21 protein-coding genes and 2 pseudogenes are annotated in these 26,984 nt (G+C 59.4%); 13 read left to right on the top strand and 10 right to left on the bottom strand.

The window, feature by feature from the left end:
• Positions 1–49 precede the first annotated feature (49 nt).
• The 5 genes and pseudogenes from ACQKRQ_RS25085 to ACQKRQ_RS25065 all read left to right on the top strand — a co-directional run.
• Positions 50–1,288 (top strand): thiolase family protein, encoded by a 1,239-nt coding sequence (locus ACQKRQ_RS25085; RefSeq protein WP_427480123.1) that lies wholly within the window; start codon positions 50–52, stop codon positions 1,286–1,288.
• 147 nt (positions 1,289–1,435) lie between these two features.
• Positions 1,436–2,989: a class I adenylate-forming enzyme family protein gene (locus ACQKRQ_RS25080; protein WP_427480121.1), complete on the top strand. Its 1,554-nt coding sequence runs from the start codon at positions 1,436–1,438 to the stop codon at positions 2,987–2,989.
• 59 nt (positions 2,990–3,048) lie between these two features.
• A complete protein-coding gene (locus ACQKRQ_RS25075; RefSeq protein WP_427480119.1) occupies positions 3,049–3,795 on the top strand; it encodes an SDR family NAD(P)-dependent oxidoreductase in 747 nt (248 codons plus the stop codon).
• A gap of 243 nt (positions 3,796–4,038) precedes the next feature.
• Complete coding sequence (locus tag ACQKRQ_RS25070) at positions 4,039–5,160, top strand: porin (RefSeq protein WP_427480117.1); 1,122 nt, start codon at positions 4,039–4,041, stop codon at positions 5,158–5,160.
• A 219-nt stretch (positions 5,161–5,379) separates the two neighbouring features.
• Positions 5,380–5,712, top strand: a pseudogene (locus ACQKRQ_RS25065) (ABC transporter substrate-binding protein); the annotation flags it as partial.
• Positions 5,713–6,218: 506 nt separating this feature from the next.
• Here ACQKRQ_RS25065 and ACQKRQ_RS25060 read toward each other — a convergent pair.
• The gene (locus ACQKRQ_RS25060; RefSeq protein ID WP_427480115.1) at positions 6,219–7,532 is read right to left on the bottom strand and encodes a DUF1214 domain-containing protein; all 1,314 of its coding nucleotides are present in this window, start codon (positions 7,530–7,532) and stop codon (positions 6,219–6,221) included.
• 357 nt (positions 7,533–7,889) lie between these two features.
• On the opposite strand from ACQKRQ_RS25060, the gene ACQKRQ_RS25055 reads away from it, so the two are divergent.
• Together ACQKRQ_RS25055 and ACQKRQ_RS25050 are read left to right on the top strand one after the other, a co-directional pair.
• Entirely contained in the window at positions 7,890–9,413 is a 1,524-nt protein-coding gene (locus tag ACQKRQ_RS25055; RefSeq protein ID WP_427480113.1) for a DUF1254 domain-containing protein, read from the top strand.
• Positions 9,414–10,168: 755 nt separating this feature from the next.
• Positions 10,169–10,420, top strand: coding sequence for a hypothetical protein (locus tag ACQKRQ_RS25050; protein ID WP_408179461.1), 252 nt, complete (start codon positions 10,169–10,171; stop codon positions 10,418–10,420).
• A gap of 246 nt (positions 10,421–10,666) precedes the next feature.
• Here the strand turns inward: ACQKRQ_RS25050 and ACQKRQ_RS25045 are convergent, their stop codons facing one another.
• Positions 10,667–10,969, bottom strand: a complete 303-nt coding sequence (locus ACQKRQ_RS25045; protein WP_132381134.1) for a VF_A0006 family four-cysteine protein — start codon at positions 10,967–10,969, stop codon at positions 10,667–10,669.
• A gap of 364 nt (positions 10,970–11,333) precedes the next feature.
• On the opposite strand from ACQKRQ_RS25045, the gene ACQKRQ_RS25040 reads away from it, so the two are divergent.
• Positions 11,334–11,684 carry a BON domain-containing protein gene (locus ACQKRQ_RS25040; protein ID WP_427480111.1) on the top strand — a complete coding sequence of 117 codons (351 nt, stop codon included), beginning with the start codon at positions 11,334–11,336 and terminating at the stop codon, positions 11,682–11,684.
• A 314-nt stretch (positions 11,685–11,998) separates the two neighbouring features.
• On the opposite strand, the gene ACQKRQ_RS25035 is transcribed toward ACQKRQ_RS25040, so the two are convergent.
• Positions 11,999–12,637: a dihydrofolate reductase family protein gene (locus ACQKRQ_RS25035; protein ID WP_132381138.1), complete on the bottom strand. Its 639-nt coding sequence runs from the start codon at positions 12,635–12,637 to the stop codon at positions 11,999–12,001.
• Positions 12,638–12,993: 356 nt separating this feature from the next.
• Positions 12,994–13,497, bottom strand: a complete 504-nt coding sequence (locus ACQKRQ_RS25030) for a hypothetical protein (protein ID WP_132381140.1) — start codon at positions 13,495–13,497, stop codon at positions 12,994–12,996.
• A 239-nt stretch (positions 13,498–13,736) separates the two neighbouring features.
• Between ACQKRQ_RS25030 and ACQKRQ_RS25025 the strand changes: the two are divergent.
• Positions 13,737–13,870: pseudogene (locus tag ACQKRQ_RS25025) on the top strand (divalent metal cation transporter); the annotation flags it as partial.
• Between the two features lie 167 nt (positions 13,871–14,037).
• Positions 14,038–14,751: a phosphonate utilization associated transcriptional regulator gene (locus tag ACQKRQ_RS25020; RefSeq protein ID WP_427480294.1), complete on the top strand. Its 714-nt coding sequence runs from the start codon at positions 14,038–14,040 to the stop codon at positions 14,749–14,751.
• 19 nt (positions 14,752–14,770) lie between these two features.
• Here the strand turns inward: ACQKRQ_RS25020 and ACQKRQ_RS25015 are convergent, their stop codons facing one another.
• The 5 genes from ACQKRQ_RS25015 to ACQKRQ_RS24995 form a co-directional block, all read right to left on the bottom strand.
• A complete protein-coding gene (locus tag ACQKRQ_RS25015; RefSeq protein WP_427480109.1) occupies positions 14,771–16,159 on the bottom strand; it encodes an FAD-dependent oxidoreductase in 1,389 nt (462 codons plus the stop codon).
• Positions 16,160–16,253: 94 nt separating this feature from the next.
• Positions 16,254–17,384, bottom strand: coding sequence for a 2-aminoethylphosphonate--pyruvate transaminase (locus ACQKRQ_RS25010; RefSeq protein WP_427480108.1), 1,131 nt, complete (start codon positions 17,382–17,384; stop codon positions 16,254–16,256).
• A gap of 35 nt (positions 17,385–17,419) precedes the next feature.
• Positions 17,420–19,147, bottom strand: a complete 1,728-nt coding sequence (locus ACQKRQ_RS25005; RefSeq protein ID WP_427480107.1) for a putative 2-aminoethylphosphonate ABC transporter permease subunit — start codon at positions 19,145–19,147, stop codon at positions 17,420–17,422.
• Entirely contained in the window at positions 19,144–20,235 is a 1,092-nt protein-coding gene (locus ACQKRQ_RS25000) for a putative 2-aminoethylphosphonate ABC transporter ATP-binding protein (protein WP_427480106.1), read from the bottom strand. The genes ACQKRQ_RS25005 and ACQKRQ_RS25000 overlap by 4 nt, the downstream gene beginning before the upstream one ends.
• Positions 20,236–20,356: 121 nt before the next feature.
• Positions 20,357–21,412: a putative 2-aminoethylphosphonate ABC transporter substrate-binding protein gene (locus tag ACQKRQ_RS24995; RefSeq protein WP_132381150.1), complete on the bottom strand. Its 1,056-nt coding sequence runs from the start codon at positions 21,410–21,412 to the stop codon at positions 20,357–20,359.
• A 227-nt stretch (positions 21,413–21,639) separates the two neighbouring features.
• Between ACQKRQ_RS24995 and phnA the strand changes: the two genes are divergently transcribed.
• The 3 genes from phnA to ACQKRQ_RS24980 all read left to right on the top strand — a co-directional run bounded on the left by phnA (position 21,640) and on the right by ACQKRQ_RS24980 (position 25,795).
• Positions 21,640–22,875, top strand: a complete 1,236-nt coding sequence (gene phnA / locus ACQKRQ_RS24990) for a phosphonoacetate hydrolase (protein ID WP_427480104.1) — start codon at positions 21,640–21,642, stop codon at positions 22,873–22,875.
• A gap of 14 nt (positions 22,876–22,889) precedes the next feature.
• Positions 22,890–24,344, top strand: coding sequence for a phosphonoacetaldehyde dehydrogenase (phnY, locus tag ACQKRQ_RS24985; protein WP_427480102.1), 1,455 nt, complete (start codon positions 22,890–22,892; stop codon positions 24,342–24,344).
• 1,232 nt (positions 24,345–25,576) lie between these two features.
• Positions 25,577–25,795, top strand: a complete 219-nt coding sequence (locus tag ACQKRQ_RS24980) for a hypothetical protein (RefSeq protein ID WP_132381156.1) — start codon at positions 25,577–25,579, stop codon at positions 25,793–25,795.
• Between the two features lie 83 nt (positions 25,796–25,878).
• Here the strand turns inward: ACQKRQ_RS24980 and ACQKRQ_RS24975 are convergent, their stop codons facing one another.
• Positions 25,879–26,325 (bottom strand): VOC family protein, encoded by a 447-nt coding sequence (locus ACQKRQ_RS24975; RefSeq protein ID WP_132381158.1) that lies wholly within the window; start codon positions 26,323–26,325, stop codon positions 25,879–25,881.
• Positions 26,326–26,984 lie beyond the last annotated feature (659 nt).

Below are 26,984 nucleotides of genomic sequence, written 5' to 3'. Positions count from 1 at the left end.
AGAATTAGCCGCATCAGATAGCCTATCCTCAAACAATCTGGGAATCAAAATGAAAGACATCTATGTGGTTGGTGTCGGCATGACGCCGTTCGGCCGGCTACTCGACCAGAGCATCAAATCGCTGGTGCGCAATGCTACCGAAGCGGCGCTCAAGGACGCGGGCATCGAAAAGAGCGCTCTGGAAGCGGCGTTCTACGGTAATGCATCGCAGGGTCACATGGATGGTCAGCACATGATTCGTGGCGAAATCGCGCTGCGAGACATGGGTATCGGCGGCATCCCGGTCGTGAACGTCGAGAATGCATGCGCGAGCGGCAGCAGTGCATTCGTGCTGGCGGTCAACCATCTGCGCTCGGGCGCCGGGGACGTTGCGCTGGCTGTAGGCGCCGAAAAAATGTTTTCGAAAGACCGCGAGCGCATGTTCTCGGTCTTCGACAGCGCACTCGATGTTTCGCGCGCGAAAGAAATTCACGCCGAGTTGTTGCGCATCGGCGAAGGCGTCGAGATTCCGGCTGGATCGACGTCGCCGAAGCCCTATAGCGTGTTCATGGACGTGTACGCGGCGTTCTCCCGCGCGCACATGAAACGCTTCGGCACCACGCAGCGCCAGATCGCCGCCGTGTCGGCGAAGAACCACCGTCATTCGGTGCACAACCCGCTGTCGCAATACCGGGTCGCCTACACCGTGGAAGAAGTGCTGGCCGCGCCGCCCATTACCTACCCGTTCACGCTGCCGATGTGCTCGCCGGTGTCTGACGGCGCTGCTGCTGCCATCCTGTGCACGGCCGACGCGCTCAAGCGTTTGAACATCGATCCGAAACGCGCGATCCGCGTACTAGCCTCGGTGGTCCAGAGCGGCACGGACCGCTCGCCCGACGACATCGAGCAGCATGTCACCGTGCAGGCATCGCGACGCGCGTACGAGCTGGCTGGCGTCGGTCCGAAGGACGTGTCGGTGGCGGAAGTGCATGACGCGACCGCGATGGGTGAGATCGTCCAGATCGAGAATCTCGGCTTCTGCGACTTCGGCGACGGCGGCCCGTTCTCCGAGCGCGGCGAAACGTCAATCGGTGGCCGGATCCCGGTCAACCCGTCGGGCGGCCTTGAGTCGAAGGGACACCCGGTCGGTGCGACGGGTCTCGGACAGGTGCATGAGCTCGTCACGCAGTTGCGCGGCGAAGCAGGCCCGCGTCAGGTCGACAACGCGCGGATCGCTGTCGCAGAGAACGGTGGCGGCCTGTATGGAATCGAAGAAGCAGTGGCCTGCATCACGATTCTGGCGCGCTAATGGATCACTAAGGCGTCACGGGCGAGCGCATCGCCGCGGCCTCTTTCGGGCTGCCGCATGCCGGCAGCGGGAATGACCCGCTGCGCCGCCTATCATGAATGAAAAGGTAGCCGCCATGCACGGCTACGTCGACTCAAGGAGACTCATATGCGCCTTGCCGATTACTTCGATTCGGCCGTGTCCCGGCATGCGGACCGTGAAGCATTTGTCGACGGAACGACGCGAATCACGTTCGCTGATGCACAGAAGTTCGTCCATGCCGCCGCACACGCACTTATGCGCGACCCGACGCTGCGGCCCGGCGCACATGCGGCGATCTACGCGCCGAATGACTACCGGATCAGCCTGCTTCAGATCGCGATCAACCGCGCGGACATGGCCTGGGTTTCAGTCCATACGCGCAATACGGTGGAAACCAACATTGCGGTGCTCTCGTTCGCCGATTGCGAACTGGTCTTCTTCCACAGTGCTTACGCCGCCATCGTGCCGGCGCTGAAGGACGGCCTCGGGGCCGGTTGCAAGTTCATCTGTATCGACCAGCCATCGGAACACGGCGAATCGCTCGACAGCTGGATAGCGAATCATCGTGACCCGTTCGTCGCGCCGCAAGAAAACCCCAATCAGCACGCGCTGCTGCAACCGACCGGCGGGACGACAGGTCCATCGAAAGGCGCCCTGCATGACAACCGCTCGCTCGAAATGGGGCTGATTGCGGTGTTTTCCGAACTGAAAATCGATCAGGACTCGCGCGTGCTGGCCGTCGCGCCGCTTACGCATGCCGCGTGCATGCTCACGCTGGCCGGCGCGATCCGCAACGGCTGTACCGTCGTGCTGCCCTCGTTCGACTCCAAAGTCGTACTGCGCACGATCGCCGAAGAACGTATCACGCATCTGTTCCTGCCGCCCACAGTCGTCTACGCATTGTTGAGCGATCCCGCTCTGGCTGGCGCCGATCTTTCGTCGCTGCGCTGCCTCGCGGTCGGCGCAGCGCCCATTGCCCCGGAAAAAATCAAGGAGGCAGTTCGCCGCTTCGGGCCGGTGATCTACGAAGTCTATGGACAGAGCGAATGCGGCTTTCCCGTTGTCGTCAAACGTCCGTCCGACTACCTGCTGGCCGATGGCACGTTCGACGAAGTCGCGCTGCAATCCGCAGGCAAGGCCGCGCAGTTCGCGTGTGTCGAGATCATGGATGACGCAGGCAACATCGTCGGCACCGGACAAAAGGGGGAAATTGTGGTGCGCTCTACGACCGTCATGCTCGGCTACTACAAGAATCCCGAGGAAACGGCGCAGGTCTCCCAATTCGGCTGGCACCACACTTCTGACATCGGCATCAAGGACCCACGTGGCTTCATCACAGTCGTCGACCGCAAGAAGGACATGATCGTAAGCGGCGGCTTCAACGTCTTCCCGGGAGAAATCGAGGCGGTCATCAACTCGCACCCCGCTGTTCTCGATTGCGCGGTAATCGGTGTACCCGACGAGAAATGGGGCGAAGCGGTCAAAGCGATTGTCCAATTGAAGAACGGCGAGCATGTCGGAACCGAGCAACTCGCTGAGTTATGCAAGCGCGAACTCGGCAGCGTGAAAACGCCGAAGAGCTTCGAGTTCTGGGAAGACCTGCCACGCAGCGCGGTCGGCAAGGTGCTCAAACGTGAGATTCGCGGCAAGTTCTGGGAAGGTCAGTGGCGCGCGGTGTGAGTGCCGCGCATGACCGATCACCTGACTCTTAAACATCAAACCAGGAACAAGGCAGAAACATGAATCTGCGAAACAAGGTTGTAGTCGTCACTGGCGCAGCATCCGGCCTCGGCCTCGCCACATGCAAGGCACTTGCAGCAACGGGCGCCAGAGTGGTCGGATTCGACCTCGATGGCGCGAAGCTGGAAGAGGCGCTCGGGCCGGATATCAAGGGCGTCGCCGTCGACGTGGCCAATGAAGAGAGCGTCAAAACGGGTATAGATACCGTCGTGCGCACGTATGGAACCGTGCATGTGGCTGTCAATTGCGCAGGCATTCTCGGGCCGGGCAAGACGATCTCCAAAGGACAGCTTTTCCCGTCCGATCTGTGGAATCGCGTGCTGTCGGTGAATCTGACTGGCACCTTCAATGTGCTCCGTCACGCAGCGCTCGCAATGACCGCCAACGAGCCAGACGAAAATGGTGAACGCGGTGTCATCATCAACACGGCATCGGGCGCGGCGCGTCAAGGACAAATGGGACAAGCGGCATACAGCGCAAGCAAGGCCGGCGTGATCGGCATGACGATCCCGGTGGCACGCGATCTGGCCGAGCATGGCATTCGCGTCTTGTCGATCGCGCCGGGCCTGTTCGAATCGGGCATGTCTGCGGGAATGCCAGCGAAGGTGTCCGAGACGATCGTCGGCAAGCTGTTGTTTCCGCAACGCATGGGCAAGCCCGACGAATTCGCGGGCCTCGTCCAGCACATTGTCGAAAATTCCTATCTGAACGCGACCACGTTCGATATCGAGTGTGGAACGCGTTGATCGTCATGGCGCGCAGCGCCATGACACTCAAACCCTTACTCTGATCACTGAAAATTCCGGCGAGGTAGAAGGCTGAGTTCCTGTTCATTCGTGGTGAATATTCTTCTATAAGATACGGACTCCTACTAATAACATGGAAACGTCAGATCCGGGTAGATCGTGTTTCAACAACCATTTGGAGTCCTGCCTGAATCAGCATTACCCGCGTCTGTCGGACGTGGCATACACATAGAGGAGACATGTATGCGTTTTATCAGTAAGAGCATTTGCGCCATAGCCATGGCGCTCGTTGCGGGCAGTGCTGCCGCGCAGTCGAGCGTGACGTTGTATGGGGTGGCCGATGTGTTCATCCAGTATCTCAACAACGGCGGGCATAGTTCGGCTTCAGAACGAAGTGGAGGCTCGACAGGCTCACTGATCGGTTTCAAAGGCAGCGAGAATCTGGGCGGCGGAACGAAGGCCGTATTTCAGCTCGAAGGCGGCTACAACATCAACAACGGCGCCTTCCTCGCCGATTCGACGGCCCTCTTCTATCGCCAGGCGTGGGTAGGCATACAGCACGAGAAGTACGGCACGCTGAGCTTCGGCCGTCAATATCAGCCGAGCTTCTGGGCCGTTTATCCGACCGATCCGTTCCGCGGCAATGAAGCACTGTCGCCTCTCTCCGCAGTCGACCTTGCCGCGGCCACCGACCACAACACGCTTGCCGTCCAGTATGCGCCGGGGCGTATCAGCAATACCATCATGTACCGGTCGCCGGATGTCCTGGGGGCGAAGCTCTATGCGATGTATGGTTTCGCGGCGTCGGCCACACAGCCGATTGCGATGCAGCAGGGGAACATGCTCGATGTCGCACTGACCTGGCAAGGCGCCGGGCTGTTCGCGGCGCTCGCCTACTTGAACCAGCAGTCCGGACAGGAGACGGTCCCGGGTCTGCCGCGTGCGCTCAACCTGCTGCGTACCGAGCACTTTACGGGCGCACTCGGATACCGGATCGGCTTCGTCAACTTCCAGTTTAACTATTCGTACGCGCGTCCGAAGGATGCCGCGCCGGGGTCAATAGCGGCCCTGCTCGGCGCGGGACACTCGTTGAGCTACGCCGAACTCGGCGCGACGATCCAGGCGACGACCGCTGACGAAATCCAGCTTGCAGTGGTCGAGCGCGACGTACGCGGCGTGCATGACAACTCGCTCGGTTTCCAGGCAGGCATCGACCATAGCGTGTCGAAGCGCACCAGCATCTATGCGCGCGGTGGGTACTTCAAGAACAACGGAAGTGCCAAAGTAAGCTGGCCAGGCATTACGGTAACCGGGACGGAAGCGTCGCAGTCGCTCTTTCTTGTCGGCATGACGCATCGCTTCTGACGTATGGGCTTGTTGCCTGCCTGTATCGCACGGGCTACGGCAATGACCGCTGCGCCGTTGTGCGCGCCGGGCGCGTCGGCGGTCTGCGCGATCTCGCAAGCAGCGCCTTCACGACCGCACCGCGATCACGCAGCGTCTTGCGACCGATTTCCTGGGATGCGCGCATCGCGGTAAAACTGCGCGGCGCCGGCTTCCTCCATGAAGCCCGTGCCGCCATGTATCGGCAACGTGACGTGTTCTGAAGCTGGCCTCGCCTTGTCGAAGATGCCCAAGGGTCAGGAATTCGACAAACGCTATGTGGCACGTTTCGGGACGACGATAGATGCCTATGCGCCGTTTACCTAGCCGCCGTCTACGTGATTTATGACGCCATGAAGCGCGCGAATTCGGCCGAGCGGGCAAAAAATTCTCGCGCCGATGCCCTCCACCAGCTATGAAGGCGTAATTGGACGCATCGCGTTCGACCCGCATGGCGACCTCCGCGACGCCGCGATCACGATCTATCAGTTCAAGGACCGAAAGAAAACCGTGATGGATGTCGTTCGGATGTGATTGCGGCCTAGTGGCTGCAAACTGAAGCTACAAGTCGATCATTAGTTCGTCCGATGTCGCTCGTAACACAAGGATCATCAGAGATTTTCCAGACGACTGTTAGCGGTTGCTCAAGGCGTATTCACGGTGCTCGCTTTCGCCGGATAATGCCTCGACCTCGCAACGACGGCACAGCCCTGCCCGACAAGAAACGGCGGGCAGACGACGAAGGCGAATGCGAGCGCACAACCGATGGCAGTCCCGGATGACGATCCGACTCATACAAGCGACACGAGAATGGCCCTTGTCTGAGTTGCAGGCGGCACTCGAACATCCGTAACTGGCCCCGGTGCCGCCTCATGCACTGGACGTTGGCGGCCGCTTCCGGCGCCGAAATCCCTACGAACCGACGCCCGTGTCATTCCGGCTTGCAGCAGTGACACCGGCCTGGCAAACGACCAGAGACATCCGGTTCAGTCTATCGAAGTCGCACCTCGACAAACTAAACCGCGATTGCACGTTCGTCGTTATTTCACGTTCACGATCGGTGCCGGAAACCACTGCCCTTGCTGGACCTCGTCTTTCGGCACATAGGTACGGAAGTTCAATGAGAATCCCTTCCCATCCGGCGTAGGCAGCCAGTTGCCTTGCGGCACATTTTTCGGTCGAACGGGTGCGAGCCAGATACTCGTGCTTCCATCCGAATTTGCTTTCAGATGCGATATATTGTTCAGGTTATACCGATGCAGCGCGTTGGGCACCACGCGATAATCCGGCACGCTATACAACGTGACGGACCAGAATCCATTGACATGTGCATCCGGCCTTTCACCCTTCGGGAAACGGATCTCGTAGGCCTTGCTACCGTCGAGGGGATGGTTATCGCTATCGTTTAGGCCGACAAAGTAGATTGCTTCACTGATGACATTGGCCCACAGGCCACCGTAGTTGACAATGTCACGTGCCACGTAATCATTGCCGAACTTGCCCGCGACATAAGTGACCGACCAGCCGCCCTTCTGCGTCCCAAATCCTTTGGCATGCTGCAAGAAGCCCGGAACCGCCTTTGCCTTGACGACCTCGTTCACCCGCTTGCGTGCCGCGTCACTGCTCTTCGCATAGTTAGCGACGTTGATTGCCGATGCCTGAAATTCGGCGGCCTTCGGCATGGCGTCAGGGTACGTGGCCAGTGCTTCGCTCACGTGATCAAAGATCTCGGCTCCAATGGGCGCGGCCGGCGTGAAGGACGGCACGGGAAAAGGCGCGTCGATCTTTGTGTCCGGCGACGCAACGACAGTGAACTGATGTTGCAACTTCACGGCCGTTTCCGGCGAGCCTTTGAGTTCGACTCGCGCCAGCAATTTGGCCTTCGCCGACGGCAATTCGATCTTGACCGCGTCAGGCGGCACCGGCGGATTGGTACCCTTGATCACGAGCGCAAACTTGCCATACGGGTGATCGGGATATGTGCGCTCATTGATGTTGGTAATGACTTCGCCCCACCCGTCAAGCAACTGCGCCGTGTAGTAGCGGCCCGTCACTTTGGGCACGTTCAGGATGACTGCGTGATCCGGATCCGCCGCCAGCCAGGCTTCCAGATAAGCCACGTCGAGATTCGGATTGACAAACTGGGCCGAGCCAAGCGGATTGTATTTAATTTTGTTGTAACCCGCCTTCTCGACGTTGATGTCGTAATTCTCCTGCTGCAACACCAGATAGCGCCCATACAGATAATTCCATGCGGCCACGATCTGTTCATCAGTCGGGGCGCTCGCATTCGCAGTCGTGCTTGCGGCCGGTGCCTGACTTCTACCCGGCGAACTGCAGGCCGCCACGCCCATGCCAATCAAACCTGCTGCAATTACGGAGAACGTCAATCTCGTCGCATTGGTAGTGCTTAGCATTGAACTAGTCCTCTTCTGGATGGATGACGGAAAGCTTACATTGATTGAGAAAATCTTGATAGAGTGTCACGGCAGTGAGTGCCGATATCCAGATCACACTATGCGACTCAGCTAAATTCGCGAAAACATCAAGCTGCGGGCGGGATCGGTGTTAATTGAACGACTGTGTTCTTTGCACTGCTTTCATGATGGATGACGCAACGGTGATAAGGGGTGCCCATCGAGCTTCAGTGTTGATCCGGCAATGCTACGAGTCCCCGTAATCCGAAGGGCGGCTTGCCGTTAGCTGCGGACATGACGACGCTTGGCCTGGCGTTCCAACATTCTCAACGAGGAGTCAATGTGAATCTGAGGCATATGATCGTGGGCTTAGGTGTGAGCGTGGGCGTGGGCGCTGGCGTTTCAACGGTGTGTGTGGCGGCTGCAGCGCCGCCCTCTGTTGCGCAGTCCGCGTCCGAAATCCTTGGGACGCCCACCGGCACGGTGATGACCAAAGAGTATGTCGCTACGGTTGGCCGGTTCGCCTATCTCTGGGGCTGGGCGCTGGTGAATAACTACAACCGCTCGCTTGCCGTGAAAGACCTGCCGGAACCCGGCCGGATAGGCGGCGTGATTCCCGGTTCGCCGCACAACCAGGTTTCCATGCTGACTGATTACATTGATTCGGCCGAGAATTTTGTCACATGTCCCAATCAGGATACGGTGTATGGCGCGGGCTTTATGGAACTCGACAAAACCCCCGTCATTATCCAGGTTCCTGATTTCGGCAAACGCTTTTATACCTATCAGCTCTCCGACGCGAGAACTGATTCATTCGGCGAAATCGGCACGCAATACAGAACAAAGCCCGGGCTCCATTTACTGGTTGGCCCCGAATGGAAAGGGAACGTCCCGAAAGGGATTGTCGCGGTTCACCGTGCACCCACCAATCTCGTGGCCATCTTTCCCCGGATTTTTCAGGACGACACGCCCGAAGACAAAGCAGCAATTCAACCTCTGTTAAGTCAGGTCATGGTGTATCCATTAAGCAAATACACCGGGAAGATGAAGATCAAAAACTGGAAGAGCACCCCCTCTTTCCCCCCGCCGGCTACCGACGGCAAGGGCGAAGTGAAGTGGGTCATCCCGGACAAGTTTTTCGACGAGCTTCCTCTGGTCATGAAGATGGTACCGCCTCGGCCCGGCGAGCAAGCGCTCTACGCGACGATCCAGTCTGTGCTGGACGCTGCGGCAAAAGACCCGCAAATCAAGGCAACGTTGAACGAAACGGCGGCAGCCTCGGAGACCGATCTGATCAGCCCGCTCTTCGAATTTCGCAACAACGGCCGACCGGTAGGCAACGGCTGGACGTCTCCGCCCAACGGGGCGCGCTGGGGTACCGACTACCTCTCGCGCACGGCATCGGCAAAGTCGAATATGTACGACAACGCGCCGCAGGAAACCCGCTATATCTATACGGACTTTGACGCGGGCGGACAACGCCTGGCGGGGGCGAATCGCTACACGGTGACATTTCCGAAGGGACAGTTGCCTCCGGTAAACGGATTCTGGTCATTGACGGTCTATAACAAGGAGCATCTGTTCGAGGCGAACAGATTGAACCGCTTTTCGCTCGGCACGAAGAGCAAGTCTCTGAAGTACAACGACGACGGCTCGCTCACGCTCTATTTCCAGAACGACTCGCCGGGCGAAGACAAGGAATCGAACTGGGTTCCTGCGCCGAAGGACGTGTTCTCGCTGTACATCCGCGCCTACTGGCCCAAGGCCGCGATACTGGATGGATCGTGGACGCCGCCACCGGTGGTACGCATCAACTGAAGCGAGGTCCACGGGGCGCGTCGGCGCCTCGTGAACTTACTGAACGTCCGCTTCCGGTCGCGAAGGTTGACTGTCTGCTCATGGCCGCCTTGGACGCGCGATCAGTTATCGCTCCGCCTGTTGCTCTCTCCGATGTCGAATCAGCACTGACGCTAGCCGGACAATGATTGTCGCTGCAACGAAGCTCATGACGAGCGATGCGCCGAGCAATGCGCTTTCTTCGCCCTCAGAACCGATGACGCCAAATAGATCGAACACTAGGCCCATACGGCATCACTACTGCCCCGAATCCGCTGCCTACGAGCGTCGGGAGCTTCTGGCCGTTGAGTGCAAAAGTACAGTGCCCTGGCATACCGATCCTTTGAGCCTGTGAGTGCCGTAAGTTGTGACAAATTGCGCGGTTCGCGCATTAGATGTGCCGCGATGCGCGAGAATATGCAAGGCGCATTGATAATCTACCGTCTACGAGACCACGCGACTCGATAGAATCGGCCTGAGGCGCCTTTCCGATGGCCGTTTTCGGGAGATACAAAGAACCGGGGCGGACCGTGAGCGGTAGGTCGCCCCCAAGGGCGCGGGCACTCAGACGCTGCCGGTAATTAAGGCCCGGGTGTGAGCATGAACGGTTTCTCGCGATCCATGGCAGGCGTCTGCTGACCAGCGGGCGAGGCGCGGCCATCCTGTACGGGAGCGGCGTTCTCAAGCTGTCCGGCTGACTATCGTGCGTACCAAACTTATGTGGGAAAACTAAAGTAATGAAGAAGACGAAAATTTCGATCATTCTGTTCGCGTTGACCCTGCTTAGCCCGCTGGCGTATGCGAGCCTGGCAACAGGCGCTCACGAGTTCAAGAACGATGTCAAGACGGCAGGAAAGAAGAGCGGCCATGCTGTGCGCGATGCCGCGCACGAGGTCGGCCACGGTACGAAGAAGGCCGGTCATGCCGTTGCCGATGCAACAAGGCACGGCTATCACGCGACGAAAAAATTCGTGACAGGGCACGGATAAAAGTCGCTTCGCGGCAACTGAGCCGACGACTGCGGAGGCGGCCACAACCGCCCGACCGCCAGCTTCCGTGGCATTAGGGGCCCTGCTGCTACGTCTGGTGGGGTTGGGTGCCCTGCAGTTGGTTGTGGCGGCGTCATCGGCAAAAGCCGACCCTCACCAGACCTTCGATTCCGCCGATAGCGGTCGTTCAAAATCCTCTCGCGGGTCCCTTCCCCGTCTGGCGCTGTCCATCCCGGCTGACATGGCTCACATCTGATTCTGGCGCTGGCATGCTCGCAGGATCTGGTTAACTGCATATGCGGCTCTCACGTTCTGCATATTCTGTAAAACACACACGTGATACGACTTTTCGCGCGGCAAGAGCAGCGCGCCGTTTCTGTAGAGCGCTTCGCACGAGCGTCTGATCACGTTTGCCGCAATGTTGCTTTGGCTGTTCGCCAGCGATTGCAGGATGCATTGATCGTAGTCTGGATTTTCGGTGCCCAGCGCCAGCGCCGAGAGCGGCGAGGCGAGCGTGACCGAGAGAAGCAGATAGGCGAGGTTGCGCATGATTGTGGGCAAGACGCAGGGATGACGGCGGCCAATCGTACCATGTCGCATTTTTCGATGCGAAGGGTGCAATTTAGACGACGCAAATGTCGCTCTCACTATTGAAATGCTGTGTCACCGTCATCGCTTCATCGGACAAGCGCTGTGCGATTGTCGACAATTCATGCGACAAGGCCGACTGGCCGGCACCGGCCGAACTGAACAACAAACTCGGCCCGGAGCATGAACAGACTTAGGCAAGTCGGCTTGGTCAAAGTTCACCACTCTGCACTATCATGGTGGACTCAAGGAGAGCGCACATGTCTACCTGCCAAGCCAACCCGAACGACGCCCGCTGTGCACGAATCGGGTTGTCATAACCGACATGCGAAACGGTCGATACATCAAAAGCCGGTTGCTGATCGTCGCGGCGTTCGCGTTGCCCGCGTTCGTGTTCATCAACGGCTGCAAGTCGACGACGACGACGACGCCTGCCGTGACCGCGCCGGGGGAGATCGCCACTGACGACGCTGCGCTCGCCGCCCGGGTGAAGCAGGCGCTCGTCGCGGACCCTGGGCTGAGATCGTTGCCGATGAGCGTCGCGACGTATCGAGGCGTCGTGCAGTTGTCAGGCTATGTGGATTCAGAGGTACAGATTCAGAAGGCGCTTGCCGTGACGCGCGGCGTGCCGGGGGTCCAATCCGTGAGCAGCGATCTGCAACTCAGGCCGAAATGACGCGCATTCGCCGGAACACGGCTGACGAACGAGTGCCGCAGAAGAGCGTGTCGAAGCGGAGCCTGCTTCACAATTAACAAAATTCGCGAGCGAGGTATCGATACCCGTATTGCGCGTGATCGGCAGTCCCGCCTTCGGCTTACTGCATCTGCGAGTTGACGACCATTCCCTGCCATCACAGTCACCGGCATCAGGGCCGACCGTGATCGGCCCACAGCGGACAATTCAACAATTGGGAAGCAGACATCCAACGCTCCGGTTCAGCGGCGGGCCGCGCAGCGGACCGCCCGCTGCAACCGATTGTTAGGCCCACCTCACTGACGCACATAGCGCAAGTGTGTGGCAGCTGGGCCATCAAGAACCTTGTCGATGCGAAACTGCGGCCCGGGCTCGCGTAGGTTCTCGAAGAGACGTCGCCCACCGCCGAACAACACGGGTGACAAGGCGATTTCCAGTTCGTCAACGACACCCATGGTCAGGTACTGCTGGATCACATCGGCTCCACCAGCAATACGAATATCACGACTGCCTGCGGATCCCCGAGCCAGCTCAAGCGCACGCTCCGGCCCGTCATTGATGAAATAGAAGGTCGTCCCACCCGGGCGCACCCAGGGTTCGCGTTTCTCATGGGTAAGAACGTATACCGGTGTGTGAAACGGCGCCTCCTCTGGCCAGGCACGCTCGCCTTGATCGAACATTCGCTTGCCCATAATGTTGGCACCGATGCGCTCCGTGGTGCTGCGAAGCAGGTCATTGACCGGGCCGGTCTCTCCCCCTGGTCCGAGCTTGAGGTTCTCGCGGAAGTACTGTTGATTGAGTATCCACGCCATCAGCGCACCCCACTTGGCACCCCAGCTCTTGTACTCAGGCGTGTCCCAATTCTCCATGGTCATTCCTTCCGGTGCCATGTAGCCATCGAGGCTAAGTCCAATGTTGACGAATACTTTGCTCATGATTCTCCTCTCGCATGTTCGGATGTCGGCCTAACTTCGAGGACTGCCGGCTAACTCGGCAGCTAGAACTAGAGATATATTGAATTGGATTAGATCGCTGCGCGATTTTTGACTTCTGCCAAGTCCATCAAATGAAATGCATAAAGCAACATATCGGAGAATGGTCTGCAAATCATCCCTATATCCGCTCTGGAGCGATTGACTGAAAGCCGCCTGGTGGCCCGGTTGCTGCCACACTGTCTACCGACCCCATTGCGGTCGCCCGACAAACCAGCCTCACCATGACAGAAGCTTTTCCGTACGAATCAGGCGCTTCGTGTCACGGCGGGCATTCGGGCAGCAGATCCCGCACTGGCCTATTGCACTTTCTTGTCTTCGCGTTTCGCGTCCTCCATGGCCTCCGGCTCTAACTCTTCCGCGGACCGATTCAGGTGGACGAACAGCCCCCAGGAGGCAAGAAGCAAGGCCGTCGAAGCAAGCAGCCCGGCCGCATACCGAAGCTGCGATGGATCCTGGTGCAGCGCTTTGAACGTTGCCACAAGCCCTTCGATGGCAAGCGCGACGACGACAACCACCAAGAATCGCGACATGAAACGTCGTACCCGCGTCGGCGCGCTCACGTCAGCCTCCCGTATGACCTCTTCCTCTACGATGGTCTCGGCGATCTGCAAGGCGACAACGGCCCCAGCCAGCAGCCCCACAGCTTCAATGACGGATTGCGCGCTTGCCTGGTCCCATTGACTCGCAAATGCAGTCGAACCGATGCGAGCAGCAATCGCAATCAACATCAGCGCCGCGCAGGCGAAGAGAGCAGCCATCAGCCCATGGACGATCGTAAAGAACCGCAAAAGGAACTTCATTTCTTTTGGCTCCCTTGAATTGCAAGTAGGTGATTCGTGCCGTGTTCCATACATTCCTGAAAGTCGCGGCGACGACGGCTGATTGTAGAAGCGGACCGGATGGGCCTGGCAATGGGGCCAAACCCGCGCTTGGCAAATTATCGTGCTGGGGCGCCAGCGCCTGGCACAGGTCTCGGGCCGTTCCTCGCGTGCGCCCGATACGCACCAGAGTCATCTGCCGTGCCAGTCTGGGATCAAGCCAGGCGGGTGCCGGCTACGGCTACGCGCTGCTGTGGGTGGCGGCCGCACCAACGTCCTGGCGATGCTGGTCCAGTCGGTGTCGGCGAAACTCGGTCTCGTGACAGGACGCAATCTCGCCGAACTATGCCGCGAGCGAGCCGCGGCGCAGCCCCCTTGCAGGCCGTCACGCCGACATCTTCGAAGATGAACGCGTCAATAGAAAATTGTCGTCAGATGGTTGTTGACAATAAACAACTTGCCACGCTATGTTCAGGAGACTCGAGATATGCCCCTCCATTCACCGTTGCCAACCGCTCATCAATGACCACGCCAACTCCATCCAGCGCGATTGACTTGCTGCAACGGCACTCCCTTGCCACGCTTGTCCAGGAAACACTCGAACGCGGCATCGTCTCTGGCGAATTCGCCCCGGGGGAGAAATTGAACGAAGTCGAAGTTTCCGCCCGGCTAAACGTGTCTCGCGGACCATTGCGCGAAGCGTTTCGTGCGCTGGAACAGGCGGGCTTGCTAAAAACCGAAAAGAACCGCGGTGTCACGGTGCGCGCGCTGTCGCTGCGCGAGGCGGAAGAAATCTACCAGGTCCGCGCGATGTTGGACGAGTCGGTTGCCCGCTCGTTGGCCGAACGGATGACACCCGAAACGCTTGCAACGCTCAAACGCATCATTGCTTCGATGAAGGCGGCCAAGAAAGATCACGACCTCACCTTGTACACGACATTGAATGTCCAGTTGCATGACGCGATGGTGTCGGGTGTCGGCAACCAGCATCTGATCGAAACGTACCGGCATCTCGTCCGCCAATTGGGTCTGCTGCGTCAGGCCGCCATCGAATCGGAAAAGAGCGCGCTGGCTACGTCGGTCGCGGAACACGAGAAAATCGTCAACGCGCTCGCTAAAGGCGATGCGGAACGCGCGGTCGCCCTCGTGCGCGAACACGTTGCCCACGGCCTCGCCAGAATGCGGCGCGCCCACGAACGGTGGGCCGCATCCGTGGACGGGGCAGCCAAAAGTTGAAACAGACTGAAGGGCTGCGCTACGCTTTATCCGACTTGCCGGCGGCGTTGGCCAGCTTGCTGAGCAAGCGATCGACAAGCCACGGCCGACGGTCTTCGTCTTCCGCGCGCTCTTTGCGCCGAATGGCGTCGCGCACGGTAATCGAGCCCACGAAGCGAATCGGTTCGGGCGGGAAATAGCCCAGCGGACCGTTTGTCAACGGACTGCGCGTCCACTCATTGTCGAGTTCGAGCACCAGCGACGACAAAATCTGGCCGCCCATATAAGTCGGTCCCACTCCGTTGCCGGAATAGCCGAAGCCGTAGAGCACGTTTGGCGCATTCTCCAGACGCCCAAAAAATGGAAAGCCGGTGACCGACCGATCCGACGGCCCGTTCCAACTCGCCGTCACCGGCACGTCGCGCAGCGCCGGGAAGAAATCGTGCAGACCGCGCGTCAGATCGGTTTCATACGGCGAGCGTTGATCGAACACCGGCGCGATCCGGCCGCGCCAGGCAAACGTATTGCCGCCCTTGCCCAGCATCAGTCGACCGTCCGGCGTGCTGCGATAGTAGTAGACGAAGATCCGCGAATCGAGCACCGACACGCCATCCTTCAAGCCCATTCGATGCAGCAGTTCGGGGCATTTCTCGGTGACGATCATGTCGCTTGAGACGACTGCCAGCGTGCGTTCGAACTGGCGGAAGCGGCTCGCCATCCACGCATTGATCGCGAGCACCAGTTTCGGCGCAGTCACGCTGCCGGCCGGCGTGCGTACGGTCACGCGGTCACCGGCGGCAAAGTCGAGCATGGGCGTGCGTTCATAAATGCGAATACCCATTGCCATTGCGACACGGCGCAGTCCGCGCACGAGCTTGCCCGGATGAACCGTTGCGGCGACCGGCGAATACACGCCGCCGAGATTGCGCGCGGATCCGGACCGGCGCGCCACTTCGTCCGGTGAGAGATGTTGGTACGAGTTGATGCCATGCTCCTTCAACGCGGCTATGACCGGATCGAGCAAGCCGATTTGCGCGCGTGAAGTCGCCGTGTAGAGCGTGCCGTCGAGTCGAAGTTCGGCGTCGATCGCATGCTCGACACAGAAGTCGCGAATCCGCCCGACAGCCGCTTCGGACGCTTTCACGAGACGGATCGCTTCTGCTTCGCCGAACAGACGACGCAGCGTGAAGAACTTGGTCGACCACGTGAGCAGACAGCCGCCGTTGCGGCCGCTTGCGCCCGCGCCACACAGATCGCTCTCGATGATCACGATGTCGAGATCGGGTTTTTTCTGCTTGGCCTGGATGGCAGTCCACAAACCGGTGAAGCCGCCGCCGACAATGCAAACGTCGGCAGTCGTGGCGCCTTGCAATGCGGGCGCCAATGAACCATCGGCAAAGAGTGCTTGTTCAATCCAGAAGGGACGCATAAATGGCTCACATTGATACAACGGTTTGACTCCGGGCACGAAGTCGGAGGCTTCTTCGCGTTTCACGCGCAATGAAGCCTCCGCGTCGGCTCGTTCAGGCCAACGCTTTCGCGGACACCCGCGTGATTCCCATCACTTTCAGCGTGTCGGCAATCGCTGCGACCGCGCCCGGAATGCCGGACTCGCCGAAGTGCCCAATGCAGCCGACGCGGAATGTTTCCAGCTGCGTCAGCTTGCCCGGGTAAAGAATGTATCCGCGCTTTTTCACTTCCGTGTAGAACGTCTTGAAGTCGTAGTTAGGATCGTCGGGAGCATGAAACGTGACGATGATCGGCGCCTGGATCGAAGGATCGAGAAAGGTCCGAAAACCGAGTTCGGCCATACCTTCGATGAGCGCCCGGCAATTGCTTGCATAGCGGCCACCACGCGCTTCGAGGCCGCCCTCTTCCACGTATTGCGCAATGGCCTGATCGAGTGCCGCCACGACGTGCGTGGGCGGCGTAAAACGCCATTGTGTCGTGCGGTTCATGTAGACCCATTGGTCATATAGATCCATCGCGAGCGAAGGGCTGTTGCCCTCGCAGCGCTCCAGGACACTGCGGCGAATGATCACGAATCCCATGCCGGGCACGCCCTCCAGACATTTTCCGGAAGCGGCCACGACGGCGTCGAACGGGGTTCGGCGCGCGTCGATGTCGATTGCGCCAAAAGAACTCATCGCGTCGATGATCAGACTACGTCCATGCTTCGCGACAACCTCGGCGATCTCGTGAAGCGGATTGAGCACCCCCGCGCCTGTTTCGCAATGCACGAGCGCGACGTGCGTAATGCCCGGATCAGCCGCCAGCGCGCGATCGACGTCGATCGCTTTGACCTGCGTGTCTTCAGGATAGTCGATGGTCTGGTGACGACGACCGAGCGCCCGGCAAATCTTCGCAATGCGCTGGCAATACGCGCCGTTGTTCGGCACTAACACGAGACCGTCACGCGAGACCAGCGTGCCGATCGCGGCTTCGACGGAGAAAGTGCCGCTACCTTGCAACGGTACGCATTCATGCGTGTCTTCGCCATGCACGATACGCAGCGTCTGCTGGCGGATACGGGCGGTGATCTGATTGAAGTCGCCGTCCCACGATCCCCAGTCACGCAGCATTGCCTGACGCGTGCGCTCGGAAGTCGTGAGAGGACCGGGTGTAAGCAGAATGGGTGCGGACGGCAGATTCACGGTGGCTCCTTGTAGATTCTGATAGAAGATTTGTTTCAGGCGCGGCGGGATGTGCGCCATGCCTGGGTTCTACGCAACACGCCATGCGACACGCCGGCAAACAGCAGGCACGCAAATGCCGCCGTCACGAGGACCAGCGTGGCCATCGCCGCGGCCGGTCCGATCTGTCCAGCGTCGTCGAGATTGAGAATGGCAACCGAGGCCGGTTGCGTGTCCGGCGAATAAAGAAACGCGACCGCCGACACCGTCGTCATACCGTTGACGAACAGATAGCGCGCGATCTGTAAGATCGATGGCAGGCAGACCGGCACGGTGACACGCAAAAACGTCTTGTAGAAAGGCACTTTCAAGGATGCCGAGACCGCCTCGAACTCGTTGTCGATCTGACGAAGCGCAGTGACCGCCGTCAGGTGACTCGACGAGTAGTAGTGCACAACCGTGACGATCGCGAGCAACGCGAGCGTGCCGTACAGGCCGTTCAAAGGATTGGCGGGCGAGTTGAACAGAAAGATGTAGCTGATACCGAGCACGAGTCCCGGCACGCCCATCGGCAGAATCGCGCACAGATTGATAAAGCCACGCAACCAGCGCGGCCCACGCGTCTTCTCGACGAGATACGCGCCGCCGAACACGATGACGGTGCCGCCAATCGCAACGCAAGCGGCCATTTTCAGGCTGTTCTTGTACGCATCGAAAATCCCCGCGCCGATCAGCCCCATCTTGTAGTGCTGCAAGCCGAGGCTCATCTGATACGGCCAGAACTTCACGAACGAGGCGAACACCGAAATACCGACCACCGCCAGCAGCAAACCGCACACAACGCCGCAGTAGCCGAGCATCGCCATGTCGAATCCACGCGCGGGTTTCGGCTGATACGGCGTAGAGCGCGCACCGAGTTGCGATTGCTGCTTGCGTCGAATGAAGAAGTCGACGGCGAACGCAACCAGCGCCGGACAGAGCAGAAGCAGGCTGACCACCGCGCTTCGGTTGAAGTCCTGCAAGCCGATGATGAGCTTGTAGATGTCGGTGGAGAGCACCGAATAGGGTCCGCCGATGACGACCGGCACGCCGAAGTCGTTGATGCAGATCGTGAATGACACCATCGTCGCGCTGATCAACCCGTACTTCGCGCCCGGCAACGTAATCGTGAAGAACTTGCGCGCGCGGCGTGTGCCCATCGCGTCCGCGGCCTCATAGAGACGGCCATCGGATAGCGACAGTGCCGTCACGAGAATCATCAGCACATGAGGAAATGCGGCATAGACCAGACTGCAGACGATCCCCGGCAGCCCGTAGATGGAATGGCCTTGCAGCAACGGTTTCAGAATGCCCGAGTTGCCGAACCAGTAGATGAACGACACCGCGGAGAGCAACGTCGGCGCGAGCAGCGGCAGTAGCGCAATCGTGCGGACGGCGTTCTTCATCGGCATGCATGAACGGGTTAGCGCGTACGCAAACGTGAAAGCCATGGGAATCACGATTGCCGTCACCAGGCATGCGACCGTGACCGAATGCAAGGTCGATGTCCATACGCCTGAATCCACCAGATAGCCCATGAAATTGGCCATTCCAACAAAGTGACCGTCCGCATCGACGAAACATTTGCCGACGACCAGAGCAAGCGGCAATAGCAGAAACACGCCGAGGAACGCGGACATCAGTACGAGCGCCAACTGCGCGACACGGTCATGCCAATGGCTTTTCTGGCGTACCTCGGCGTGACTTTCGTCGCCGCTGCGACGCTCTATCAGAACGGCACTCATTGAAGTCGCTCCTTCGCGGCGGAAAACACGCACACGTGTTCGCGGTTGATGGCCAGATTGAAGCGCGCGCCTGCCCGCAGACTCGTGCGATGCATTTCATGAAACGACAGATCCGCGACGATCTCCTGCTCGCCTAGTCCATCCACCTTGAAGCTGACCCGGCAGAACGCGCCGAGAAATTCCAGCTTCTCCACGGAGGCCGGCAGCAGATTGTCTGCCGTACTACCCGGCGCGCTGATATGAATGTCTTCCGGGCGCACGAAGGCCGAGACCTTCGAACCGAGCAGTGCTCGCTCCGTTCCGCACCCGTACCGAAGCGCGACGGAGCCGGCTTTGAGACTGCCGTCGCGCGTCACCTCGGCGGGAATCAGGTTGACCTTGCCAATGAAGTCGGCAACGAACGGCGACGCCGGTTCGCGATAGATTTCGTGTGGCGTGCCGATCTGCTCGATCACGCCATGATTCATCACCACGATCCGATCGGCCATGGAAAGCGCTTCTTCCTGGTCGTGCGTGACCATGATCGTGGTCACGCCGAGCCGCTTCTGTAACTGGCGGATTTCCTGACGCAACCGCACACGCACGCGCGCATCCAGCGCCGAGAGCGGCTCGTCGAGCAGAAGCAATCCCGGCGACGTGGCCAGCGCGCGCGCCAACGCGATACGCTGCTGCTGGCCACCCGATAGCTGGTTCGGATGTTTGCGCTGCACATCGGGCAAGCCCACCAGCGCGAGCAGCTCTTTCACCCGATCGGCGATCGCCGCGCGCTTCATCTTGCGATTCACGAGACCATAGGCCACGTTGTCGAAGATGGTCAGGTTCGGGAACAGCGCATACGACTGAAAGACGATGCCATAGTCGCGAAGCTGCGGCGGGAGCCGCGAAATATCGCGACCGTCCTGCATGATCTGGCCGGCGCTCTGCGTTTCCAGTCCGGCGATGATGCGCAGCAAAGTGGTCTTGCCACATCCCGACGGCCCGAGGAAGCAGAGCATTTCGCCCTTCTTCACGCCAAGATTGATGTCCTCCAGAACCGGCGTGTCGTTGAACCGTTTGTAAACGCTCTGCACGCTCAAATACGCTGTCATATGCTCCTCCGCTTGCCCTGCCTGCATGGCGGCGATGCACCGCCGAGCGCTGCTTCACCGTATCGATTGGGACGCGCGCGCGGCGCGCCCGGCATTCGTCAAGACCCGGCTGAATCCGCCCTCACTTCTGCTCCTTGCTGCCGTAGCGCTTCTGCCAGTCGCCGAGAATCGCGTCGCGGTTCTTCGCCGACCACGTGAAATCGTTCTTCACCAGAAGTTCCGAATAGTTTTCAGGTATGCCGGAAAGCTTCTTCGCCACACCGGGGTAGGCAACGATCGCCCACCATTGCGCGGTAATTTCATTGGCTTCCTTGCTGGCCATGAAGTCCGCGAGCTTTTTGGCCGCGTCCGGCTGCTTGGTGGTCTTCATGATGCCGGTCGCTTCCATATCCCAGCCGAGCCCTTCCTTCGGGAAGATCAGGTCGATGGGCGCGCCCTGGGCCTGCAGCTCGTGTCCACGGAATTCGAACGAGATACCGATCGGAAACTCGCCGGTGCCCGCCAGCGTGCAGGGCTTCGATCCCGAGTGGACGTATTGCGCGACGTTTTTGTCCAGCGCGTCCATGTACTTCCAGCCTTTGTCGTCGCCGAACGTTTGCAGCCATGACGTCACGTCCAGATAACCCGTGCCGGACGACACCGGGCTCGGCATCACGATCATCCCTTTGTAGACGGGCTTAGTCAGGTCTTCCCACGAAGTCGGCTTAGGCAGGTGGCGCTTTTCCGCTTCGACGCGGTTGTAGCAGACTGTCGCGCCCCAGACGTCCATGCCCACCCAGTGCGGCGGCGTGTTGGCGTCGCTGTATTTGCGCGTCAGGCTGTCGAAGCCCTTCGGCGCGTACGGCATCAGCATTCCCTGCAGATCGAGCAGCGTGAGACTGGATGCCGCGAGTCCGAGCACCACGTCGGCGCGCGGATTGCTCTTTTCGGCGAGCAGCTTGGCGGTGACGGCGCCGGTCGAATCGCGCACCCAGCGGATTTCGATATCTGGATTGGCTTTTTCGAAAGCGTCCTTATACGGCTTCATGGCCTCGTCCTCGAGCGCCGTATAGACGAGCAACTGTGTTTTCGCATGCGCGAACTGAACCGCGCCGAGCGTGACGGCGGCGGCAACGAGCCAACGCAGCGCCACGTTCAGACGATTGCTGCAACCGTTCAACCCCTGCTTTTCCTTCATTTCCAGACCCCTTGAGAAAGTGGCGTCGCGGCCAGCGACGAAAACGACCGGTGCTGCGGGACTACTGCCTATTGCAAGCTTCGTGACGACTACTTTTTGTGGACTCGAGAATGTTGTCTGTTGTTGACAATCTACAAAGCATCAATTTTAATGTCAAGTATTGCCACACTTTGCCACATAACGCCTCATCCACAACACCCGACTTACCCTAGCCCAGAGGACACGTCATGAGCGAAACACCGGTTTCCATCGAAGTGAACGGCCGCAGCTACAACTGGATGCATCGACCCGTCGTCGTGGTCTGTGTGGACGGCTGCGCATATGAATATCTGGAGATGGCGGCAGCGGCGGGCGTTGCGCCGTTTCTCGGCAAACTGCTGGATTCCGGCACTGCGCTCAAGGGTGAGTGTGTCGTGCCGAGCTTCACGAACCCGAACAATCTGTCGATCGTGACCGGCGTGCCGCCCGCTGTGCATGGCATTAGCGGCAACTACTTTTTCGATCGCGACAGCGGCACGGAGGTGTTGATGAACGACCCGAAGTACCTCGTCGCCCCGACCGTGCTGGCCGGTTTCGCCGAAAAGGGTGCGCACGTCGCGGTGGTGACCGCAAAAGACAAACTGCGCCGCCTGCTAGGCAAAGATCTCGCGGGCGTGTGCTTCTCGGCGGAGAAAGCCGACGAGGCGACGATCGAGGAAAACGGCATCGACAATCTGCTGGAGTTGGTCGGCAAGCCGGTGCCGAGCGTGTATAGCGCCGAGCTGTCGGAATTCGTCTTCGCGGCCGGTGTGCGTCTGCTCGAAACCCGCGCAATCGACCTGATGTATCTGTCGACCACCGACTACGTCCAGCACAAATGCGCGCCGGGTACGCCCGGTGCGAACGCGTTCTATCAGATGATGGACGGCTATCTGCGACGGCTCGACGAGCTGGGGGCGATTGTCGCGATCACGGCCGATCACGGCATGAACGCGAAGCACAACGAAGACGGCGAGCCCAACGTGATCTATCTTCAGGAACGCTTTGACGAGTGGCTCGGCAACGACGCCGCCCGCGTGATCCTGCCGATCACCGACCCGTACGTCGTGCACCACGGCGCGCTTGGATCGTTCGCGACCGTCTACCTGCCCCCTTCAGCCGATATCGAGGAAATGCGCCGACGGCTTGCAGCGGAACCCGGCATCGAACTGGTGCTGACGGGCGCCGAAGGCTGCGCACGTTTCGAGCTGCCTCCCGCGCGCATGGGCGATCTCATCGTGATCTCGACACGCGATGTGGTGCTCGGCACCCGGCGCATCAAACACGATCTGTCCGGCCTCGACGTGCCGCTGCGCTCGCATGGCGGCCTTGCCGAACAGATCGTGCCGCTTCTGTTCAATCAGCCGGTCGCGAAGTCGGTCGCCCAGCGCGCACGGCTGCGCAACTTCGACATCATCGACATCGCACTCAATCACCTTCAATGACCGGGGAAACGGAAATGAACGCCATTGCGGAAACGAAAACTCAATTGCAGGTGCGTCATGAAGCGCTGCGCATCGGCGGCGAAAAAATCTTTCGCGACGAAGTGATCGAAGTGCGCAACCCATACGACGGCACGCTTGTCGGCACGGTGCCGAAAGCCACGCTAGAGGACGTGCGTCATGCGTTCGAATTCGCTCGCGCGTATCGTCCCGCGCTGACCCGTTATGAGCGCGCCGCGATCCTGAGGCGCGCAGCCGATGCAGTGCGCGCGCGCACGGAAGAGATCGCCGCAGTGATCACGGCGGAAGCCGGCCTGTGCTGGAAGGATTCGACGTATGAGGCCGGCCGCGTGGCCGACGTGCTGGTGTTCGGCGCCGGCGAGGTGCTGAAAGACGATGGTCAGATTTTTTCTTGCGACCTCACACCTCACGGAAAGAAGCGGCGTGTCTACACGCAAAGGGACCCGCTGCTCGGTGTAATCTCCGCGATTACGCCGTTCAACCACCCGATGAATCAGGTCGCGCACAAGATCGTACCGTCGATTGCGACGAACAATCGCATCGTGGTCAAACCATCGGAGAAAGTGCCGCTGTCCTGCTATCTGCTTGCGGACATTCTCCATGAAGCCGGTTTGCCCGTGCAGATGCTCCAGGTGTTGACGGGCGACCCTCGCGTCATCGCCGACGAGTTGATCACAAACCCCGCGATCGATCTCATTACCTTTACCGGCGGCGTCTCGATCGGCAAATCGATCGCCTCGCGCATGGGCTACCGTCGCGCGGTGCTCGAACTCGGCGGAAATGATCCGATCATTGTGATGGAGGACGCCGATCTCGACGAAGCCAGTTCACTCGCCGTGTCGGGCTCTTATAAGAATTCGGGCCAACGCTGCACGGCAATCAAGCGCATGCTGGTCCACGAGGCGGTCGCCGATCGCTTCACCGACCTCGTCGTGGACAAGACTCGCGCGTGGAGATATGGCAATCCGGCGGATAGTTCGGTGGACATGGGAACGGTCATCGACGAGGCTGCCGCGCAGTTCTGCGAACGCCAGGTCAACGACGCGTTGTCGCGCGGTGCCCGACTGCTCGCGGGCAATCGTCGCGATGGCGCGCTCTATTCACCGACCGTCGTCGATCGTGTCACGCCCGATATGCCACTCGTCAAACACGAGACATTCGGCCCCGTGTCGCCGATCATGCGTTTTTCCAATATCGACGAAGCGATCCGCATGTCCAACTGCACTGACTACGCGCTGTCGTCGTCGGTCTGCACGAACCGCTTCGATTACATTACGCGGTTCATCACCGAATTGGAGGTGGGGAGTGTGAACGTGCGCGAAGTGCCGGGTTACCGGCTTGAACTCACCCCGTTCGGCGGCGTAAAGGATTCGGGGCTCGGCTACAAGGAAGGCGTGCAGGAGGCGATGAAGAGTTTTACCAATACGAAGACCTACTCCTTGCCATGGTGAGTGCGAAACGCTAATGCGTCTCTCGTGACGAACTGTCTCTGCGCGCTGCGGACCACGAATATCGGTCACTGCGGGCAGGGACATTAATTGATTCTGGAGGCTTACGCAGACTGAGACACCGACATGGTGGCGATCAAGGTCGGGCCGCCGATCCGCGCCTGGATTGTCGCATGCTTGCGGCGCGCGGCGATGCGATCAGCGCATCCATTTGCTCGCGCGAAGGGATCGCCTTGAGTGCGCTCAAGGCGTACTTCCGCGAATTCGCGACGCCGCAGTTTTCGTTGGCAAGCGAGACAGCGGGACTGATGCTGTCCTCCGCAATGACATCGATGCACCGCCAATGATTCCCGCGTTCGCAGCTTGAATCATCGGCATGGAGCGATTCCCTACGCCGTATCCGTCGGCAACCGATTCGATGGTTTTTCCAACCCGAGCCGAGCGGCTATGTCTCGTAGTTCAAATCACAGGTGCCACGGCCACCACACTAGATCGAATTATTCTCGGGTCGTCGCTCCCCAGCTTCCCGATTCTCCGTCACGACTCGGCGAACGGCTTCCAAAAGGTCAGGGCGCGCCTCTGGGTCCGGGACTTCGATCAGCTTGCGTGGAGCCTTGGCGTGGGGCTTCAGCGTGACACCGTCAAGTTTTTGCGGCGCAGTCATAGTTCGTCTCCGGCTTCGATCACAGCTAATTCGGACGGCAGGCTCGGTCTTGCTTCTGGTTTCCGAAAATCACGCCTTCGGATCTTTACTGACTGGGGAACTGTGGACTCCGTGAGTCGCGCGTCTCCAGGCTTCGTCGGCGCGTTGCTGGGCCGATCTCACGGTATATGCGACCCCTTGCTTGCCTTTCGGAGCTGGCGAAAACGTCGAAGTCAGACCGGAAAATGTCCGGCGGACGGTCTTGCTGACCATGGCGCGCTCCGCGTTTGTGTCGGAATGGTAAGTCTAGGCCTTTACGCGCAACTCGCGATACTGTACGTTTACACAGTGCTTTGGCGAGTCCACTTTGGACGCGAGGGAACGCCTCAAGCGAAACCGCGCCCGCACGATCACGTTGCGCCAAGGGAGTCCGCGTCGATCCACTACGCCCTTAAGAGAGTGCTAATGGGAATCAGGGAAGCTCGCCGGATTATCCGCAGCCTTTGGCATCAGCAACGAGAGTCAGGCGCACTGGAGTCGGTGGAGCGTGTCCAGTACGAAGAGGATGCGTTCGTCCGTCGGGAGGATTGAAATGACCGATGAGTTGCGACGGCAACTCCGCGAAGTTGAGCAAGCCTTGGTAGCGCTTGAAGGCGTGATTGCAGTGCGACGAGAGTACATCTCGCTGCTTCAGCGTCTGGGATCTCGTGAGAAGGAGCTCGCGTCCCTCGACGCGCTTTTGACCGCCTGGTCACGTCTGCAGTCGCAGCGAGACTGCCTTGCCGCCGCTATCGCCAGTGGGGCCCGGTGATTAGCGTTGGGGAATGTCCAGGTCGCATGTCGATTGATATCGATTGCGGTTGAGCGCAAGGTGATGGCATGCGCGCCCCAGGGTTAGGCGCCATGCCCGAGCTCCTGAGCGAGCCCGATGAGGATTCCTTCGGGGCCCCGGATGTAGCAGAGCCGGTACGTGTTTTCGTACCGGGTCACTTTGCCGACGAGTTCCGCGCCGCGTTTACCGAGACGGGCGAGCGTATCGTCGATGTCCTCCACGGTAAACATGACGCGTAGGTAACCAAGGGCGTTCACCGGGGTGCGACGGTGATCGGCGACCACAGGTGGCGCAAGGAAGCGGGACAGCTCGAGCCGGCTGTGACCGTCCGGCGTACGCATCATGGCAATTTCGACGCGCATGCCGCGCAATCCAGTGACGCCATCTGCCCAGTCTCCTTCGATTGGGGCGCGCCCCTCCAGCTCAAGGCCAAGTTCAATAAAAAACTCAATGGCGGCATCGATGTCTTCAACCACGATGCCGACGTTGTCCATACGCTTCACCGTCATGATGTCTCCTTGGCGCCTGGCTCAAGCGCCGATCGTAATGCGTCGTCAGCAGAAACCTGTCGCCAATAGATGTTGCGACGGTTCCCACAACTCCAATACTGAGCGTAGGGCTCGTTGTGATTGACACGGTAGATACCATCCGCGTGGTCTACCCAAGTCCACCTTTTTGGATTCCAAGTGAAGAGATATGCAGCCATGCCTTATGACCTTTGTTTTAATTTACCGTTTTACACGTTTTAATTACGAAGGCAAAGGATCAATCCATCGTCCGCACTTTGGTGTGCATTGTCCCTCGAACCATGACGACATGCCTCACGCCGGATTTAGCATCGCCTTTAAGCCAAATGCGGCCCCAGACCGAATCTCCATCTCCGATTCATATGCACATCTGCTTGTCTCGACAACAGCATATTGCTATTCAAAGTTACGGTGTATGTATGCCTTGGTTAGCCCGTCCAGCGTGTTTTCAATCGACGCGGACTTTCGCAACTCGTCCGGCCCCAAGCCGCCCTGACGCGTGACTTGTCAGCCGTTGGATGATTTCATTCATTTCGAATCTTCAAAGTCAACGGAGTAAGGCGTCTCCGCTCATAACCTTCGCCGTCGCATTCCTCTTCCCTAAGTCTCAATCACTACTTGTCGTGCTGAATACATAGGGC

Source organism: Paraburkholderia sp. NPDC080076, from assembly GCF_050281145.1.
Lineage (GTDB): Bacteria > Pseudomonadota > Gammaproteobacteria > Burkholderiales > Burkholderiaceae > Paraburkholderia.
This window is presented reverse-complemented; position numbering and strand designations above follow the sequence as displayed.

Coding starts and splice junctions, on each gene's coding strand:
- ACQKRQ_RS25075 (WP_427480119.1), top strand. CDS start 3,049: ATGAATCTGCGAAACAAGGTTGTAGTCGTCACTGGCGCAGCATCCGGC.
- ACQKRQ_RS25070 (WP_427480117.1), top strand. CDS start 4,039: ATGCGTTTTATCAGTAAGAGCATTTGCGCCATAGCCATGGCGCTCGTT.
- ACQKRQ_RS25045 (WP_132381134.1), bottom strand. CDS start 10,969: ATGCGCAACCTCGCCTATCTGCTTCTCTCGGTCACGCTCGCCTCGCCG.
- ACQKRQ_RS24980 (WP_132381156.1), top strand. CDS start 25,577: ATGACCGATGAGTTGCGACGGCAACTCCGCGAAGTTGAGCAAGCCTTG.
- ACQKRQ_RS25060 (WP_427480115.1), bottom strand. CDS start 7,532: ATGGGCGTGGCGGCCTGCAGTTCGCCGGGTAGAAGTCAGGCACCGGCC.
- ACQKRQ_RS25005 (WP_427480107.1), bottom strand. CDS start 19,147: ATGAGTGCCGTTCTGATAGAGCGTCGCAGCGGCGACGAAAGTCACGCC.
- phnY (WP_427480102.1), top strand. CDS start 22,890: ATGAACGCCATTGCGGAAACGAAAACTCAATTGCAGGTGCGTCATGAA.
- ACQKRQ_RS24995 (WP_132381150.1), bottom strand. CDS start 21,412: ATGAAGGAAAAGCAGGGGTTGAACGGTTGCAGCAATCGTCTGAACGTG.
- ACQKRQ_RS25015 (WP_427480109.1), bottom strand. CDS start 16,159: ATGCGTCCCTTCTGGATTGAACAAGCACTCTTTGCCGATGGTTCATTG.
- ACQKRQ_RS25035 (WP_132381138.1), bottom strand. CDS start 12,637: ATGAGCAAAGTATTCGTCAACATTGGACTTAGCCTCGATGGCTACATG.
- ACQKRQ_RS25000 (WP_427480106.1), bottom strand. CDS start 20,235: ATGACAGCGTATTTGAGCGTGCAGAGCGTTTACAAACGGTTCAACGAC.
- ACQKRQ_RS24975 (WP_132381158.1), bottom strand. CDS start 26,325: ATGACGGTGAAGCGTATGGACAACGTCGGCATCGTGGTTGAAGACATC.
- ACQKRQ_RS25085 (WP_427480123.1), top strand. CDS start 50: ATGAAAGACATCTATGTGGTTGGTGTCGGCATGACGCCGTTCGGCCGG.
- ACQKRQ_RS25030 (WP_132381140.1), bottom strand. CDS start 13,497: ATGAAGTTCCTTTTGCGGTTCTTTACGATCGTCCATGGGCTGATGGCT.
- ACQKRQ_RS25020 (WP_427480294.1), top strand. CDS start 14,038: ATGACCACGCCAACTCCATCCAGCGCGATTGACTTGCTGCAACGGCAC.
- ACQKRQ_RS25050 (WP_408179461.1), top strand. CDS start 10,169: ATGAAGAAGACGAAAATTTCGATCATTCTGTTCGCGTTGACCCTGCTT.
- ACQKRQ_RS25040 (WP_427480111.1), top strand. CDS start 11,334: ATGCGAAACGGTCGATACATCAAAAGCCGGTTGCTGATCGTCGCGGCG.
- ACQKRQ_RS25055 (WP_427480113.1), top strand. CDS start 7,890: ATGACGACGCTTGGCCTGGCGTTCCAACATTCTCAACGAGGAGTCAAT.
- phnA (WP_427480104.1), top strand. CDS start 21,640: ATGAGCGAAACACCGGTTTCCATCGAAGTGAACGGCCGCAGCTACAAC.
- ACQKRQ_RS25080 (WP_427480121.1), top strand. CDS start 1,436: ATGCGCCTTGCCGATTACTTCGATTCGGCCGTGTCCCGGCATGCGGAC.